Origin of the sequence: Intestinimonas sp. HCP28S3_D6, assembly GCF_052065695.1 — a bacterium.
Lineage (GTDB): Bacteria > Bacillota > Clostridia > Oscillospirales > Oscillospiraceae > Intestinimonas.
Window position 1 is genome coordinate 36,100 of sequence record NZ_JBQHTM010000022.1, and the last position, 16,238, is coordinate 52,337.

19 protein-coding genes, 7 tRNA genes and 2 rRNA genes are annotated in these 16,238 nt (G+C 52.7%); 9 read left to right on the forward strand and 19 right to left on the reverse strand.

The genetic code is table 11. The features are described 5' to 3' along the window. The first annotated feature begins 1 nt into the window (after position 1). Entirely contained in the window at positions 2-1,207 is a 1,206-nt protein-coding gene (locus tag ACTNBK_RS08985; RefSeq protein WP_441145416.1) for a tyrosine-type recombinase/integrase, read from the forward strand. Then, positions 1,165-2,595: a tyrosine-type recombinase/integrase gene (locus ACTNBK_RS08990; protein WP_441145417.1), complete on the forward strand. Its 1,431-nt coding sequence runs from the start codon at positions 1,165-1,167 to the stop codon at positions 2,593-2,595. Before ACTNBK_RS08985 ends, ACTNBK_RS08990 begins: the two co-directional genes overlap by 43 nt. A gap of 91 nt (positions 2,596-2,686) precedes the next feature. Here the strand turns inward: ACTNBK_RS08990 and ACTNBK_RS08995 are convergent, their stop codons facing one another. The 10 genes from ACTNBK_RS08995 to ACTNBK_RS09040 all read right to left on the reverse strand — a co-directional run bounded on the left by ACTNBK_RS08995 (position 2,687) and on the right by ACTNBK_RS09040 (position 8,648). After that, a complete protein-coding gene (locus tag ACTNBK_RS08995) occupies positions 2,687-2,920 on the reverse strand; it encodes a hypothetical protein (protein WP_441145419.1) in 234 nt (77 codons plus the stop codon). 44 nt (positions 2,921-2,964) lie between these two features. Beyond that, positions 2,965-3,204: a hypothetical protein gene (locus ACTNBK_RS09000; protein WP_302643255.1), complete on the reverse strand. Its 240-nt coding sequence runs from the start codon at positions 3,202-3,204 to the stop codon at positions 2,965-2,967. A gap of 23 nt (positions 3,205-3,227) precedes the next feature. Then, entirely contained in the window at positions 3,228-3,740 is a 513-nt protein-coding gene (locus ACTNBK_RS09005; RefSeq protein ID WP_441145421.1) for a hypothetical protein, read from the reverse strand. A gap of 73 nt (positions 3,741-3,813) precedes the next feature. Continuing rightward, on the reverse strand, positions 3,814-4,116 hold the full coding sequence (locus ACTNBK_RS09010; protein WP_302643251.1) for a nucleotidyltransferase family protein: 303 nt from the start codon (positions 4,114-4,116) through the stop codon (positions 3,814-3,816). Positions 4,117-4,732: 616 nt separating this feature from the next. Next, a complete protein-coding gene (locus ACTNBK_RS09015) occupies positions 4,733-5,284 on the reverse strand; it encodes a hypothetical protein (protein ID WP_441145423.1) in 552 nt (183 codons plus the stop codon). 24 nt (positions 5,285-5,308) lie between these two features. Continuing rightward, a complete protein-coding gene (locus ACTNBK_RS09020; protein ID WP_441145425.1) occupies positions 5,309-5,500 on the reverse strand; it encodes a hypothetical protein in 192 nt (63 codons plus the stop codon). A gap of 98 nt (positions 5,501-5,598) precedes the next feature. After that, positions 5,599-6,315 carry a DUF4367 domain-containing protein gene (locus tag ACTNBK_RS09025; protein WP_302643246.1) on the reverse strand — a complete coding sequence of 239 codons (717 nt, stop codon included), beginning with the start codon at positions 6,313-6,315 and terminating at the stop codon, positions 5,599-5,601. Next, a complete protein-coding gene (locus ACTNBK_RS09030) occupies positions 6,312-6,845 on the reverse strand; it encodes an RNA polymerase sigma factor (RefSeq protein WP_302643244.1) in 534 nt (177 codons plus the stop codon). Before ACTNBK_RS09030 ends, ACTNBK_RS09025 begins: the two co-directional genes overlap by 4 nt. 224 nt (positions 6,846-7,069) lie before the next feature. Continuing rightward, positions 7,070-7,315 carry a hypothetical protein gene (locus tag ACTNBK_RS09035; protein WP_302643242.1) on the reverse strand — a complete coding sequence of 82 codons (246 nt, stop codon included), beginning with the start codon at positions 7,313-7,315 and terminating at the stop codon, positions 7,070-7,072. 256 nt (positions 7,316-7,571) lie between these two features. Further along, entirely contained in the window at positions 7,572-8,648 is a 1,077-nt protein-coding gene (locus ACTNBK_RS09040; RefSeq protein WP_302643240.1) for a DUF6076 domain-containing protein, read from the reverse strand. Between the two features lie 136 nt (positions 8,649-8,784). Here ACTNBK_RS09040 and ACTNBK_RS09045 point away from each other — a divergent pair, with 136 nt between their 5' ends. The 7 genes from ACTNBK_RS09045 to ACTNBK_RS09075 all read left to right on the forward strand — a co-directional run bounded on the left by ACTNBK_RS09045 (position 8,785) and on the right by ACTNBK_RS09075 (position 14,876). Beyond that, positions 8,785-8,994, forward strand: a complete 210-nt coding sequence (locus ACTNBK_RS09045) for a helix-turn-helix domain-containing protein (RefSeq protein WP_302643239.1) — start codon at positions 8,785-8,787, stop codon at positions 8,992-8,994. After that, on the forward strand, positions 8,991-9,491 hold the full coding sequence (locus ACTNBK_RS09050) for a helix-turn-helix domain-containing protein (RefSeq protein WP_302643237.1): 501 nt from the start codon (positions 8,991-8,993) through the stop codon (positions 9,489-9,491). The genes ACTNBK_RS09045 and ACTNBK_RS09050 overlap by 4 nt, the downstream gene beginning before the upstream one ends. A gap of 373 nt (positions 9,492-9,864) precedes the next feature. Beyond that, positions 9,865-10,284: a hypothetical protein gene (locus ACTNBK_RS09055; protein WP_441145428.1), complete on the forward strand. Its 420-nt coding sequence runs from the start codon at positions 9,865-9,867 to the stop codon at positions 10,282-10,284. Beyond that, the gene (mobP3, locus tag ACTNBK_RS09060) at positions 10,272-12,230 is read left to right on the forward strand and encodes a MobP3 family relaxase (RefSeq protein ID WP_441145430.1); all 1,959 of its coding nucleotides are present in this window, start codon (positions 10,272-10,274) and stop codon (positions 12,228-12,230) included. The genes ACTNBK_RS09055 and mobP3 overlap by 13 nt, the downstream gene beginning before the upstream one ends. Before the next feature lie 270 nt (positions 12,231-12,500). Further along, the gene (locus ACTNBK_RS09065; protein WP_441145432.1) at positions 12,501-13,193 is read left to right on the forward strand and encodes a CAP domain-containing protein; all 693 of its coding nucleotides are present in this window, start codon (positions 12,501-12,503) and stop codon (positions 13,191-13,193) included. Between the two features lie 214 nt (positions 13,194-13,407). After that, the gene (locus tag ACTNBK_RS09070; RefSeq protein WP_412260002.1) at positions 13,408-13,725 is read left to right on the forward strand and encodes a DUF6809 family protein; all 318 of its coding nucleotides are present in this window, start codon (positions 13,408-13,410) and stop codon (positions 13,723-13,725) included. Then, positions 13,725-14,876 carry a tyrosine-type recombinase/integrase gene (locus tag ACTNBK_RS09075; RefSeq protein ID WP_441145434.1) on the forward strand — a complete coding sequence of 384 codons (1,152 nt, stop codon included), beginning with the start codon at positions 13,725-13,727 and terminating at the stop codon, positions 14,874-14,876. Before ACTNBK_RS09070 ends, ACTNBK_RS09075 begins: the two co-directional genes overlap by 1 nt. Before the next feature lie 187 nt (positions 14,877-15,063). Here ACTNBK_RS09075 and ACTNBK_RS09080 read toward each other — a convergent pair. The 9 genes from ACTNBK_RS09080 to ACTNBK_RS09120 form a co-directional block, all read right to left on the reverse strand. Continuing rightward, positions 15,064-15,139: transfer RNA gene (locus tag ACTNBK_RS09080), tRNA-Thr, on the reverse strand. A gap of 26 nt (positions 15,140-15,165) precedes the next feature. After that, positions 15,166-15,242, reverse strand: a tRNA-Asp gene (locus ACTNBK_RS09085). Between the two features lie 40 nt (positions 15,243-15,282). Further along, a tRNA-Trp gene (locus ACTNBK_RS09090) sits at positions 15,283-15,358 on the reverse strand. Positions 15,359-15,361: 3 nt separating this feature from the next. Beyond that, positions 15,362-15,438, reverse strand: a tRNA-Ile gene (locus tag ACTNBK_RS09095). Positions 15,439-15,509: 71 nt separating this feature from the next. Beyond that, positions 15,510-15,585, reverse strand: a tRNA-Asn gene (locus ACTNBK_RS09100). 43 nt (positions 15,586-15,628) lie between these two features. Continuing rightward, positions 15,629-15,744 (reverse strand): 5S ribosomal RNA (rrf, locus tag ACTNBK_RS09105). Positions 15,745-15,916: 172 nt separating this feature from the next. Next, positions 15,917-15,992 (reverse strand) — tRNA-Lys (locus tag ACTNBK_RS09110). Positions 15,993-16,001: 9 nt separating this feature from the next. Then, positions 16,002-16,076, reverse strand: a tRNA-Glu gene (locus tag ACTNBK_RS09115). A gap of 88 nt (positions 16,077-16,164) precedes the next feature. Then, positions 16,165-16,238, reverse strand: a 23S ribosomal RNA gene (locus ACTNBK_RS09120); the annotation flags it as partial.

A 16,238-nucleotide genomic window follows, 5' to 3' on the forward strand; every position in this document is an offset into this window, starting at 1 on the left:
CATGGCAAGACGCAGGCCGTCCGGGGACGGCATGGTTCGAAAGCGGGAGGATGGCCGCTGGGAGGGCCGCATCGTGGTAGGCCACAAGGATAACGGCGACTCCATCTTCCGATACATCTACGCAGATACCCAAAAGGAATTGACCGCTAAACTCCGGCAGAACATCGACGCCTATCAGGGAGTTGACCTGACGGAGGAGAGCAGAATGACGCTGTCAGAGTGGCTGGATCGGTGGCTGGAGCAGATGTCACTCACCCTGCGGCCCGACACCCTGAAACGGTACCGGGGCGACATGGACCGCCATGTCAAGCCCCACCTGGGGCAAAAGAGGCTCACACAACTCACCGCTGAGGATCTGCGGGAATTGTACCGCTTCCTTCTGGAGCAGGGGCGGATCGCCCCTCGCCCCGGCCAAGGCCCCGGCCTCTCTCCCGCCACCGTCCGTGGTATCCACGCCGCCCTCCACCAGGCCCTCCAAGCGGCGGCAGACCAGTGCCTGATACCCAACAACCCTGCCAAACAGGTGGCCCCGCCTAAAATCACCCACAAGCCCATGAAAATTCTAAACGAGGAACAGATGGACACTTTCCTGGCGGCGGTGGATGGCAATGAAATCTGGCGAGATTTCTTCTACACGGAGCTGACCACCGGCCTACGGCTGGGAGAGATCTGTGGCCTGATGTGGAGCGACTTCGATGGGCGGAAGGGCACCCTCAGCGTCACCCGTACACTGCACAAAGAAAAGGGCGGCCGTCTGGTGGCGGGAGATACCAAGACCTATGCCGGAACCCGGACCATCCTCCTGCCCACCAGCACGGCGGAACGGCTGCGGCTGCGAAAAAAGACTTCCTACTCACCTTGGATCTTCCATGACCCATTTCGCCCGGAAGCCCCGCTGAGCCCCGGCACCGCATATCGCCAACTGAAAAAGATCCTGCAGGAGACTGGACTGCCTGAGATCCGATTTCACGATTTGAGGCATACCTTTGCCACCCACGCCATGGCCAGTGGGGTGGATGCCAAGACCCTTTCCGGCATCCTTGGCCACACCAAGGCCAGCTTCACTCTGGACACCTACACCCATACCACCGGAGATATGCAGAGACGTGCGGCGGAGATCGTGGGCGGCTTCCTGACCGACTACTTAGGAGAGGAGATGGCTCCATGGCAAAACGCAGAAGACGCGGCGACGGCAGCCTCCACCTGAGAAAGGATGGGCGCTGGGAGGGCCGGTATGTGGTAGGCCGGGACGAGAAAGGTTTCCCCATCACAAAAAATGTCCTGGCCAAAACCAGGCCAGAGTGTGCGGCCAAGCTGGAGCAGCTACGGAAAAGTCTGGAGATCCCCGCCCCTGAGCCGCCTAAACCGGGCATCTCCTTAGGTGACTGGCTGAACCATTGGTATCAGACCTATAAGAAGGCAAGCCTTCGGCCCAACACCCAGATGTCCTATGAGCGGCGGATCTACCAACACATCATCCCCGCTCTGGGCAATATCTATCTGGACAAGCTGACCACCGGGGACATCCAGCAGTTCTATACCCATCTCAAACAGAGCGGCAGACTGCTGCGCAAGGAGCTCTACGGAGAGGGGCTCTCAGACCAGACCGTCCGCGGCATCCACACCACCCTCCACGCAGCCCTGGACAAGGCAGTAGAGGAAAAGCTGATCTTCCGCAACCCTGCGGACAGCTGCAAACTCCCACCTGCCAAATCCAGAGAGATGAAAGTACTTGCTCCTGAGGAAATTCAACGCCTGCTGATCCAGGCCAGGGAGGACGGCTGCTACGAGCTTCTGCTGCTGGAACTGGCCACCGGCCTGCGCCGGGGCGAGATCTTAGCACTCCAATGGGATGACCTAAACTTCCGCACTGGGGCGCTGCGAGTAGAGCGGCAGGTACACCGAGTAAAGGGCGAGCTGGTGGTATCTCCTCCCAAGACTAAGGCAGGCAATCGGACGGTCCTTCTCCCTGCTCCTGTCTTGAAGGTCTTAAAAGCCTACCAGAAAACCGTCCACTCCCGCTGGATGTTCCCTTCTCCAGTCAAGGAAGACTCCCCTATGGACCCAGCTGCTGTCCGGAAGCGGCTCCAGACCGTACTGGAGCGGGCGGAATGCAAGCGCCTGCGGTTCCATGATCTGCGGCACACTTTCGCCACCGCCTCCCTGGAACACGGCATGGACATCAAGGCCCTGAGCACCATCATCGGCCACGTGTCCAGCACCACCACCCTGAACACCTACACCCACGTTACCGATGCCATGCGGCAGAACGCAGCAGACAAGATCGACAGGGGGATTGGGAGAGCTGAACCAAAACCCAGACAAGAATCCGCCCCCCAGAAACCAGCACCCAGCACCTTCCAGGCCCACAAGGGACAGCGGCGCAAACCGGGCACCGGATGTGTCAGTCGGATCAATGACCACCTGTGGGAGGGCCGTTACTCCCCCATCGTCAACGGCAAGCGCATGGCCCGGAATGTCTACGCGAAAACGGAAGCCGAGTGCGAAATGAAGCTGGCGAAGCTGATCCGGGAGATGAAAGAGGAGATTGCCGCAGCGAAAGAACACGGGAAACCGGATAATCTGGCAGGTTGACCAAGCCATTCGGCTGATTGCACAAACGGGCCTCCGAGAGCGTTCTGCTCTCGGAGGCCTGTCCTTTCTCTGTCTGTGGCTGGTTGTGTGGTCAGAGGTAAAAGCGAAGATTCAAATCATCAAGAATAGTTGCAAAAAGCAAAGAAAATATCCGCTTTTCGTCTGAAAAGCGGATATTTTTTGGAGCTGCTACCCAGATTTGAACTGGGGACCTCATCCTTACCAACTGCTCAAAAGCCCCGAAAGTACTGCTTTCCAGTGCTTTCGGGGCCTTTTTGTTCCAGAAATGCGTGGTCTTTGGAGCTTTCCGCTCCACTGTTTCCATCCGCTCGTTTTCCCGTGTGGGTCACGGTGTGGGTCAAACCGTTTTCAGGATACAAACGAGGGGCGCACCTCTGACAGCGGCAGGCCAAGCCGCTGCGCCTTGTCTCGTTCGTAGGTAACTCGAGTCACCTCTTCAACAAATGTTTTCTCCTTTGGCGTGGCGCTTGCCCAGCGCACGCCATACTTCCGGCACAGGTGGAAGAAAATTTCATAAAAGCGTTCCTCCTCCAGATCCTTGCGGCAATACCACGCCGCATCCGATGCCGGCCTTTTGTTCGCATCCATACAGGGCACCTCCTCGCAAAATACTAAACAAGATAGGTAAAGAATATCCGTTTGGCCGCTTCATCCGCGATCAAATACCTCGGCGCAGAGGACTGGAAGGCTGGAAGCTGAATCGCTCCAAAATCCTTTTCATAGTGTCTCGCAAGGCTCGTTGTTTTTGCTTCAAGCACCACATCGCCGGTTAAGCCGTTGTCAATGGACAACTTAATTCCATAGGCAATCATCAGTCGCCCGATCCCAGTATACTTCGGATTCCCCTCATCGAGCGTGGGATTTGACCCCGGCTGTGTCTCCATGTACACAATATGGATGACCAGCGCGCTTTCAAGTATCTCATAGGCTGCCAGAGCGATCAATTCATCGCCGACTTTGGCCGCGTATTTTTCAAGCCTTGGATCACCCAAATACTCACTCGTCCATGAGGTCTGCCACAGTGGATGCGCATTTGTCAGCTCAGCATCCTTCTGAGTCATCCGCTCGATCATCACGGGGACTTGTTGATTCGACCCATCATAAACAAACGGTTGAAAGCGCACATTTCTCACCTCTTTTTTAGTATACATACTGTCGTTTCACAAATTTTAGCAATTCTCTGTTCATCACTGCATTTTATGCAATCTGAACTCCTTCTTTCAGAATCGCATCGTAAAAAGCCGCCCCCGCATTGATCTCGCACGCATCGTACACATCGACCTGCTTACCCGTTATGCAGTGCAGTTCTTCTGCAATGCAAAGCACATCTGTGGGGTCAAACTGACCTCCGCCTATGATCATCAAATCAATGTCAGACGAGCTATCGGCTTCCTGTCTGGCATATGAGCCAAACAAGATTGCTTTTTCCGCCCGATACTTCTTTAACAGCGGGAGTACAATATCCGCCAGTTCACTTTTGGAATAGATATGTTCGGACATCGTTTTCCCTCCTTAAACCTGAAATATATATTTTCTCCCTCAGTGCATCTCAGAAATATACAACCATTACCCGGCTCAAATTTTGAGGCACACTAAACAAAGAGTACATCCTCTACTCAAAGCGTCTCCCTTACCCGTTTCATGTAGTGATCGGAAAGTTCAAACATCAGGCAGCCTTCCACAATACGTCCTCCTCTGTTTCCATATCCGTCATCTCTTCTGCCGTTTTCAGTATACCAAATAAGAACGAGGTTTACAACCGAAATAACGCTCCATATCTGTGCAAAAGCAGGGGATACCCCTGCTTTTGCTTTTAATATGCTTTTTCAAAAGATGTCCGCCTGTTTCGAAGGGAAAACATTGCACGAAATTTTTGAAAACCATATTGCCGCTCCTTGATGATAGGCGGACTGGCTGCTGATCGAACTGCGTTCCATATTATACAGAATGTGGCAACATATTTAAAGCTAACCGTATAACGGTTTACCCATTCACGCATAGCGCAAACGGGTAAACCGTTATTGAGAAAGGCGGAAACAGCACGCAAACGCACGCGTTGTCCCCGCCCACCTCGATGGCACAATCCTCCTGCTCCTATCTCTAACCTTTACCAAGCTTACCTATGGCCATTTTCAAAGAATTCATTCGCACGTTGATTGCAGACATCCATAGCCTCCGAAGGTAGCTCTATATCTACATCATCAATATCATCAGGGAATTTTTCTCGGATTGAATTTTTATAATTCTCTCCGTCTTCTGGCTCCCAGTATTCCTTTACACTGTATGTACCATCCTCAATTTCAAATGTAATAGCGCACGGCATGCTACTTGCCCCTGTAAGGTCTGCTTCTCCATCCTCATATTGATATTGAGCATAAAGAGCAAGCAAGTATACTTCAGCAGTGTTTTCTGAAGAAACAACTTTGATTACCTCATGATACTCTGTAGTAAATGTCTGCCTATCGCCATCCCTAAAGACATCCTTATTATGAGAGAGTATGGCATCCGAAATCGCCTGTTCCAGCAACTCATTCGTGTTTGTGTCAACCTGTTCATCTCTCACATCTGGATCTATTTGCCCATTATCTTTCCTCTGTTGCTCCGTGCATCCACTGAGTACCAACAAGCACACCACCAAGACTGCGCCAACAGATATGTACTTTTTCATACACAATCCCCCCTGGTTCGGCTATCAGTAATTCTTAATCACATAGAATGTATATGTCGAGTTCAATTCTGTATTAGTAAACGCAGCATCCTTCCTATTTGTATTATGCGCTGTGTAGCAGACATCTACCGTGTTATTAAATGTATCCACTGCCTGTGCGCCCATAGTCAACATCATCACGGCCATAAGTATTAGTGCTAAAATGCGTTTACCCATGTAAATCACCCCCTCTCACACCTAGGTAGCAGGATTTTTGCTTCTACCCGATAGATGCAAAAGGGGGTTGATTTCTTACATAAATTTAGAACTTTCGTCTATTTCGTCATTTCAGACAAGCTGACGCTCTCCGCCATGTGCAACATGTCATCCTGCTCCATGGCCGCATTAATTGTAAAGTGAAGGTTCTGGTCTGTATCGATCCACGAAAGTGTACTGTCTGCTTCTGAATCTTCGGAACAGAAAAACAATCCTTCATGCCCGTTCACCGTAACAGCCACAGTAGCTGCTCCATCAGTTTCAATGCTGGTCATAGCGTCATCAGTCATGTAAATATAGTCAAAGAGAATGATTTCTCCATTCGCATTTTCATATCTGCGCTGCACATAATTAGGCCATTCGACACGTTTGCTGATATTTTCCTCATAGCCCTTCGGCAAGGCAGTAATCTCATATTCCGGCATCGATTCCGGCAGGGGAGCCTCTTGTGTGTAGCGATAGCTGACGTATGTTTCATACCATTCTGTAATCCACTGAAGCACTGCTGCTCTTACGGTTGGACTAACAGCCATAACACTTCCAAAGCTGATCGTGACCACAAGCAGAATAACCGCCGCCCGCTGCCCAACTTTTTTCCATACAGGCTTACTTCTATCCTTTGCCCAGCGCAATGGATCTTTGAGCATTGCCCCAATCTGGCGCTGATGTTTTAGTGACGGCTCAAAGGGGATTCTGTCTTTGCAGTCTTCTTCATCCAACGCAATAGCATCTAATAAGATTTCTCGCATCAAACTATCCAATTCCCTATCTGTCATGGATGTATCCCCTCCCTTCCAGCGATTTCACGAAGCATTGCTCGACCACGGGTGATGCGCACATTAACCGCATTTTCTGTAAGGCCCATGCTCTTAGCAATTTCTTTTCCGCTGTAGCCCAGAATCATTTTCATTTCCAACACGGATCGGTAGGTCTCCGGTAACTGAGCAAAGAGCCGAACGACTTCTTTATAACTCATCGCTTCCTCAACACCGGCCGCAGGATTCCCTTCCAACTCTTCCATCAGAACGGTTTTTTTCTTTTTGCGCAAAATTGCAAGTGCTTCGTTCTTCACTATAGAGATGCACCAGAAGATACGTTTCTTACAAGGAATCTCCAAAAGGGCATCAAAATTCCGAATAATTTGTAAAAAAGCATTTTGCACGGCGTCCTCTGCATCGTGCGAATCTTTCAATATCCGAAGAGCCGTTTGTTCCATTCTATCGTGATTCTGCTCATAAATCTCTGTAAATAAAGCACGGTCTTCATCACTTTCTAATGCAGCTAAAAGAAACGTCAGCAAAATCATCGTCACCCCGCACATTTAAGTATAAAACTTATAATTCTATACTTATAGAAAATTGTCAAGCGCTTTCTGCAAAACTTAAAGTATCTCATGCTTTTTACCTGGCTTTCCAACTCGCCTTCTTCCGCCCACACCGCAGACCTTTTACTGACAGGAAACCGATAAAGCATACAAAAAGGGGAGGCCCAGCCGTAAGGCCGGGCACTCCCTTTTTCATTGCAAATTGCCTATCCCGCACTCAACCACGCCAGAGCATCCTCCAGTGGAAGGGTCGTGACCTTTTGTGCGGCACGCCTTGAAAATTTCAAAGGCTGGCCGTCTTGTGCATATGCCTTGGTATAGTCGGCAAGCACAGCCGCATCCAGTTCCTCCAGATAGTCATAGACCATACCCTTGTAATCCATAAAATGGGCAAGCCTATTTTCTACCCACCTGCCGTTGACCTCCACATAAGCGGTCTCCGGCACCGGCATCAACAGATTCCTATTGTCCCGCCAATCGGCCAGGCCTGAGAAATGATCTCATTGGAAGATCAGTCCCCTGAAGCAGCTATGCATTTCCCGCTCGACATACTCAAACTGGTCGGTCGGGGGCTGCACCATCTCCAGGATACGAGCGATGTTGTATTCCATGTATAGCCGCCACAAGAAGAATCTTGCCGCAAGATTTGCGCCGCATAAACAAAAAAGACAGGTTGGAGATGCATACATTTCCGACCTGTCTTTTCCTTCAAAACTCCGCGAAGCGTTTCCGCATCTCCTCGTCATTGAGCTTGCCCTGCTCCGATTGCTCCAACACATTCATCGCTTCCGCGACGGCGGCGTTCCACTCATCCCTACTAATCTTCTTCCGGTTCTTCCTCTGCTTCAGCCGGTTATAGGTGCGGTCATACTCCACCTGGGCCGGGGTGCGGTTGGCTTTGCCCTGGGCCTCCTTGCGGTGAGCGCCCACCTTCCGGCAGGTGCGCTCTGTCTCACCGGGAGCAATGTTGCTGCAGTAGCAGGTGTTATATCCTGCCGTCAGCAGAAAATACCTCCCGCAGTTATGGCAGCGGCGAGGCGCGTTGCCCGCAGCCAATCCCCGGTAGAATTCCGTTCGCAGGAAGTCCGTCAGACTGTTGAAGGTAGCCTTCTCCGCTATGAAGATCTCGTCCTCATTCGCTTGGCGCATCATGGGAACGAAGCTCACCTCCATGGGGAAGCTCTGGGTGAAGTCCTCGCCAAAAAGATGCGCGGCCACGGAAAGCATCTGGGCATAGAAGGTAGAATACGCCTCGGCGTAGGCTCCGCTGTTTCTCCGCTTCAGCGGCTCGAAGTATTTCTCTGTCATGATGGCGATCTGTTGGCGAAGCCCCATAAGTCCACTGGAAAAACACCCCAGGCCGATAATCATCCCCTGATAGATCGCGTGGCCCTCTGACGCCGGGTCCTGTACCTGTACCCATTTCTCCTTGTCCGCAAGAAGCCGCTCAAAGGTGTGGTAGTTGGACTCCTCGTCCATCTTCAATTCCCGGTACACCGGCAATGCAAATATGACGTCCCAGACAGCGTTCAGCTTCTCCTGTGCGGAGGCTGCGGCGCTGTCTGTTTTTTCTGTAAGCAGCGCCTGAGCAGCCGGAACAAACTCCCGCACCCGCTGGTCGATTTCATGAAAGACGGACTCATCCAGGTTCATGATATCCACGCAGCACTGCCCGATGGGAAAGTCCTTTTCTCCAATGAAAACATGGTCACCGTGGAAGAACACGGTGAACTGGTCGTAGGTGTAGGTGAAAGGTATCTCTATGCGCTCCATCTGTTCTTCCATAACGTCCCCCCTTGTACCCGATCAAGAATCGGCATTTACCTGAACGCGCTCAAATCCATTGAAGTAGTCCTCTGGGTATGTTACCCTCATCGTACCAGATGAAAAACTAAAAATCAATCACAAGGAGGTAACAGTCATGAAGGAATCTACGTACAAAAGCTATGACGAGCTGCCGCTGTTCCTGAACGCAGAAACGGTAGCAAGGGTGCTGGGCATATCGCCAAGCAGCGGGTACGAGTTGATGCACGAAGATGGGTTCCCCACGCTGAAAATCGGGAACCGCATCGTGGTACCAAAGGAACAGTTCATCCGATGGGTGTCGGAGCATACGGGAGGCGGCGCATGAAGCACACCCGCAAAGGAAACTTTTTCTCTCTGCCTAACGAGGTGTTCCTCCTGGGGCTGAGTCCCGGCGAACTCGCGGTGTACAGTTACCTGCGGCGGTGTGAAAACCGCAGGACCCACCGGTGCTGGCCCAGCTACAAAACCATCGGCAAGGCGGTTGGAATGAGTGAGAATACGGTACACAAGTACACACTTCGATTGGAGGAACGCCGTCTCATTACCACAGAACCAACCGAGGTCATTACCAGAGATGGGCAAAAGCGCAACGGGAACCTGCTCTACACCATCCGGCCTATTCAGGAAGCTGTCGACCATTCCTACGAGCAGCAGATGGTGAAATTGGAGGAGGTCACAGAGCGTCAAAGGGTAGCGGAGAAACTGCGAAAACAAGGCCGTGTTTCGCCACAGGAGCCGCTGTGTGCGGCTTTTCCAGACGCTGCGGGAACAGACACCGGCCAAAGCTGTTTGGGCGGATTTGGGCCGGTGTCCGAGAGTTGACGGAGGACAAAGTCAGGGTTCCCACCGAAGCCCAGCGACAAGGTGAATTGGCGTAAGCCAAGAGAAGGTGGCCTGGGCCAAGCGGGTTCAGTGGGAAAAGGAGGAGCAGCGAAATAAGAGAGTTTTCGCCCCTTTGGGGAGGAAACGAGGGATATGGAGCTGGTGACGACATGAAGCAGGATAAAGAACAGGCGTCAAGCGCGACGCCCTGCTTGGTCACTTCTGCCCGCAGTGCGGGCAGTTACGGGAGTTTTCGGGGAGTTCCAAAGTGGGGTCAAAATCGAAGGGGTGCTATCACCTCTGCGGTCGTTATCCCCGAAAGCGTACTCCTCCAAGAAAAAAGTAGGGGTCATACCCCGGAAAGGAGCTCATTTTGAGCAAGAAAGAAAAATTCGCCCTCTATCTCACTCCAGAGAAAAGGGCGATTTTGGAGAAGCGGTATCAGGAAGACGGCAGCCGCAGCATCACCGGATTCATTGAGCGGGCTATCGATTTTTATCTGGACTATCTCAGCGCCAACGACGCCGGATTGTTCCTCCCGACCTCCATCCAGTCCTATCTGGACGGTCGAGTGGGGCAGTTTGAAAACAAAATGGCGTCGCTGGCCTACAAGCAGGCGGTGGAATTGGATATGCTCTCCGGTATCATTGCCGACAGCTTTCAGTTCAGCGAGGAAGAGCTGCGCCGCCGTCGTGCGGAGAGTGTCCGGAATGTGAAGCAGACCAATGGCCGCATCTCGTTTGAAAAACGGGTGCGGGAATCCGTGAAGGACGATGACGGATGGCAAGACTGATCGTCAAGAGTCCGTACATCAAGTGCAACGGCAAAAACTCGGCAGGCGGCTACATGAGATACATCGCCACCCGTGAGCGGGTAGAGCTGGTTCAGGATGATCGCCCTCCCACTCGAAAACAGGAGCAGCTTATCGTAAAACTGGTGAAGGATTTTCCTGACGCAAGGAAACTGGATGAGTACGGTGACTACCAGGAACATCCTACCAAGGCCAACGCCTCGGCGTTCATCTCTCAGGCGTTGGAGGAAAACTGGAGTGATGTTCAGAAATCGGATGGCTACATGAAGTACATCGCAACGCGGCCGAGAGCGGAGCGGCTGGGTTCCCATGGGCTCTTCGGTGACACGGATGGCGTGGAGTTAGACAAGGCCATGGCGGAGCTGGAAAACTACACGGGAAATGTGTGGACGCACATCATTTCCCTGAAGCGGGAGGATGCTGAGCGACTGGGCTACGACAATGCCAGGGCGTGGAGAAATCTTCTCCGCGCCCACCGCAACGATATCTCCGCCGCTATGAATATTCCACCTCAGGACTTTCGTTGGTACGCTGCCTTCCATGATGAAGGCGACCATCCCCATGTGCACATGATGGCATGGTCTGCAAAACCCGGCCAAGCGTACCTGTCTCAGGATGGCATCCGGCAAATCAAATCCAAGCTTACCAACGACATCTTCCAACAGGAGATGCTGCATCTCTATGAGCAGAAAACTGTTTCCCGTGACCAGTTGGTACGGGAAGCGCGGCAGGCCATGCGGGAATTGGTCCAGCAGATGCGTAACAGGATCTGCGACCACCCGGAGGCGGAACGACTCATGCAGGAGCTGGCCCTCCAACTGGAAACGGTCAAAGGGAAGAAGTCCTATGGCTATCTTCCCAAGAAGCAAAAAGCATTGGTGGATGAGATTGTGGACCAGATGGAGCAGCTTCCGACCGTGGCTGAGTGCTATGAAAAGTGGTGGGAGCTGCAAAGTCAGGTGGAAGATTTCTATTCCGAGAAGGAGCGCCATCGCCCGCCGCTGTCCCAACAAAAAGAGTTCCGACAAATCAAGAACGCGGTCATCCAGGAGGCGGAGACGATTCGATTGGGAGAGATCACCTTTGAGGATGAGGACCTGCGTCAGGATGACAAGGTGGACAACAATGAAAATGTGTCCTGGGACTTCTGGACGCTACGAATAGACGTTCAAGATGAATACTTGCCGCTGGCAGAGCGGGATGATGCCGTGGAGAGTATGCGGGAGCTGGCAGAGAGTGGCGATGTCCATGCGCAGTATTTCATGGGAAAGCTGTATCGGGACGGCCCGCTGCTGCCGCCAGACTGGGTGATGGCTCGGTACTGGTTTGACAAGGCGGCGAAGCAGGGATACGCACCAGCCCAGTATGCTCTGGGAAAGCTGCTACTCTCTGATGATGCCAGCGTCCATGATTCCGAAGCTGGCATTCAGCGGCTGGAGCATGCCGCCTACAACGGAAACCACTATGCATCCTACCGCCTGGGCAAGGAATATCTGAAGGGCGAATCGGTAAGAAGGGACACCCGCAAGGCCATGGACCACATCTACACCTCTGCCCAGACCGGGAATCCCCATGCACAGTATCTGCTGGGAAAGTTGTTGCTTCAAGGGAAGGTGGTCGAGCGTGACAAGGAGCAAGGCATCCAATGGCTGACCAGGGCGGCGGAGCAAGGACACAGCTACGCACAATACCTTCTGGAAAGGCAAAGTGCTTCGACAGCGCCGGAGGTGTTCCTTGCGGTAACGAGACTGCTTCATCACATGGCAAATATCTTCCAAGACAACTCCCTGCCGCAGAGCGGCACGGGACTCATCCACGTTGACCGCAAGCGGCGTCAAGAATTGCGGGATAAGCGCCTCGCCCATGGCCACAAGGAGAATGACCATGAGGAGCAGCAGTATGGCGGCTGGAATATGGCCATGAAATAACTGCAGCTCATGCGGATAGTCCCTTCCAGCAGACGGTCATATTGAGAGCTGTATAAACATCAGATACCTCCCGCTTTTCAGCGGGAGGCAAGGGCAAACAAAGGGAATGTTGGGGAGAAGTGATGGGTTTGCGGCTGCCGTTGAACTCTAAAACTCTCGCCCGGAGGTAATGCCTACGTTTTATCACAGACCACTTTTGCAAAAATTATATAGCTTTTGCCCTCTGGTTGTGGTATTGCTGTGTGTTACAAAACGGAAAGGAGCATCAGCATGAAGCATGATAAGAAAGCAATCACAGCCATGGTGACCGGAATGGCTATCGGTGCAACCCTGGTGAGCGAAGCCGCCGCGGGAATCGTGGCAGAGCCTACTTGGCAGAAGATCTATGTGGATGGCCGGCAGGTCTCCATGACCGCCTATAACATTGCGGGGAACAATTATGTGCGGCTCAGGGATATCGGCCAACAGGTGGGCTTCAATGTGTATTGGGAGAGCGGCGTGCAGATTGACACGGATGCGCCGTATACCGGAATTGCCCCGGTGCGGGAAGCCAGCTCTCAGCCGACAGATATGGAGATTCGGGAGGAGATGATCCAGCGTATCAATAAGGTACGGAGGAAGTACGGTGTTCCCGAACTGGCAGTAAATCAATCTCTCATGGATGCGGCGCAAGAATGCTCCTCCTACCTGTACACCCACCATAATAACCGAGCGGAATGTGAGACTGTGGCAGCGTCCGGGTACCCCCACGGTTTCGGTTCCAACCTGACGGTGTTCACCGTCACGGATCCCGAAAAGATTCCACAAAAGGCTGTGGCGAACTGGGAGAACTCCCCCGGCCATCTGGCGACGATGATTGACCCTAATGGTGATGCCGTCGGCGTCGGCGTTACAATCGCCAACGGCAAAGCCTTCTGCTATATGTTCGCGGGGAACCCAACGGCGCACAATCCCTACGCATGAGTGTAGCGCTGGTTCCAAATGAGCCGCATCCGAATCCGGATGCGGCTCACTCTGTCGGTAGCGCAAGTTCATGCGCCACCTCAAAATTTGCGTCGCAAAACAAAGAAAGAAAGCCTGCCCGCAATTGATAACTTTCTGAAAATTGTAGTCAGTTGGGGATGGCTATTCAGCAGAGGTTGCGGTATTGTGTGTCGCTGACAGGAGGTGGCACACGATGCATGACTACATGAAAGCCCTCTACCACAGGTTCGAGACACCATCACGAAGGGCGGAATATCTGGATAGGAAAATCAAGAGAACACACAGCCAGCTTGCTCGGTTACTGGGTAAGTCAGAGAAAAAACTGCTCCTGCGGATAGCAGACATGGAAGATGAACTACGGGATGAAGCCTGTCTGAACAGCTTCATATCCGGCTACCGTCTGGCACAGGGCATTCAGCAGGAGCTGCTGGCAGACCAGCCGCCATATAGCTTCGAAGCTGAGGATGAGCGGCAGGCTTGTGAAAGTTGGGAGAGGAGAGATACGGAATAATGGCAAAAAAACGCGCCAACGGCGAAGGCAATATTCGTAAGCGAAAAGATGGCCGGTGGGAGGCTCGCTACACGGCAGGACACGACCCTAAAACCGGCAAGCGAATCATCAAAAACGTGCTGGGCAAAACGCAAGCTGAGGTCCGCGAAAAGCTGAAACGCGCTCTGGAGGAAACAAACGGTATGGATGTTGCCCGTGCCGATGACTTCACAGTGGCTACCTGGCTCAAAACTTGGTATGACCTCTATGCCAAGCCCAATGTGCGGGTAGCCACAGCAGACCGCTACGATTTGATGATCAACACCTATACGATCCCCCGCATCGGAAACATCAAGCTGACCAAGCTGACTTCCCGTGACCTTCAAAAGCTCTACAAGGACCTGATGGAAAAGGGCCGGGAACGGAAAACCAAAACCGGCGCTCAGGGATTGAGCAGTACCACGGTACGGAGCGTCCATCTCATGCTCCACTGCGCCTTTGAGCGGGCAGTCAAGGAACGGCTCATTCCCCATAATCCGACAGATGATTGTATCGCTCCCAAGGTCCGTAAATTCGAGATGAAAATTCTGGAGCCGGAGCACATGAAAGCATATCTCGACGCTGCCGACGCCAGAGGGCTTCTGCCCATGTTCTATCTGGAACTGGTCAGCGGCCTGCGCAAGGGGGAGCTGGTAGCACTGCTATGGTCTGACCTGGATATTAAAAACCGCACCATCTCGGTCAGCAAGCAGTACATCAAGAATCCAAACGGAGAACTCACCTTGTCCCGCCCCAAGACGGAGACTTCCGTCCGGAAAGTCTCCATCCCTCAGATGGCAGTAGACCTGCTGATTCAGGAGCACGAAAAGCACCCAGGAAATCCCTATATGTTCCCCTCCCCTATCACTGGCGAAATGTACTACCCGGATTCCGTAGTCAATCTTCACAAGAAGATCCTGAAGGACGCCGGCTTGGAACACATCAGATTTCATGACCTCCGCCACACCTTTGCAACCCTGGCACTGCAAAATGGCGTGGACATCAAGACGGTATCCAGCATGCTGGGCCATTACGACGCTGGATTCACCCTCCGCACCTACACCCACGCCACCAGGCAGAAGCAGGACGAAGCAGCGGAAACCATGGGCAACTTCATGGAGCAGGTCATGTGAGCACAAAAGAGCAAAAAATACAGGGCAGGAAGGCGGAACTTCCTGCCCTGTGCTTTCTAAACCTTTCCACACATTTCTACGTGTGGGTCACGGTGTGGGTCAGGCGGTTGACCCACATTTTGACCCACACCGTTTCGGCCGAAAAAGTAAGAAAAATCCCCAAAATCGCATGATTTCGGGGATTTTCTGGAGCTGCTGGGCGGATTCGAACCGCCGACCTCATCCTTACCAAGGATGCGCTCTACCTACTGAGCTACAGCAGCATATGAGGCGCGATTGCACCCCATGATGGCGACGCGGAAGGGACTTGAACCCTCGACCTCCGGCGTGACAGGCCGGCGTTCTAACCAACTGAACTACCGCGCCATCAATGCTTTATTATGAACAGAAACCTCTGTCATCTTTCTGGCAGGGGCAGAAGGAATCGAACCCTCGGCACGCGGTTTTGGAGACCGCTGCTCTACCAGCTGAGCTATACCCCTATGTGGTGGGCCTTCACGGGCTCGAACCGTGGACCGACCGGTTATGAGCCGGTTGCTCTAACCAACTGAGCTAAAGGCCCATGACGCCGGTTTTCGGTTCCTTATAGTAACGGTTTGCCGCCACGTCACCGTGACGGCACACCTTACATTCTGGCTCCCCAAGTTGGACTCGAACCAACGACCCTGCGGTTAACAGCCGCATGCTCTACCAACTGAGCTATTGAGGAATATGAAAGCGGCCCGGCCTGGCCGACCAGACCGCTCTGTTTGTGTTGGCGCTACCTATCTTCCCGTCCCGTCTCCAGGCAAGTATTTTCGGCGCAGGTGAGCTTAACTGCCGTGTTCGGAATGGGAACGGGTGGACCCTCACCGCAATCAGCACCAACTTACTTTTCTTTGAAAAGAAAAGTAAGCAAAAGAAACTTCAGAGAACTTTCTTCTCCTTACTGTTCTTCTCAACAGTAAATTATTATATCAGGTTTTCAAGAAAAAGTCAAGCACTTTTTGCTTGTTTTTGCTCAGGGAACTCCACCGGGCGCGCAGGCACCCGATGGAGTTTGGTGCGCCTTCACGGATTCGAACCGGGGACCCACTGATTAAGAGTCAGTTGCTCTACCAACTGAGCTAAAGGCGCATAGAAAGATGGTGACCCGTGCGGGAATCGAACCCACGTTTGCGGCGTGAGAGGCCGCCGTCTTAGCCGCTTGACCAACGGGCCACATATGCGTCGCAGAGGATCTGTCTGCACCCTCAAAACTGAACAATGCGAAGTGAAGTAGGAGGACAAGCGCCTGCACAATCATGTTAAGGTCAAGCCCTCGGCAGATTAGTATCGGTCAGCTGCACACGTTACCGTGCTTCCACCTCCGACCTATCAACG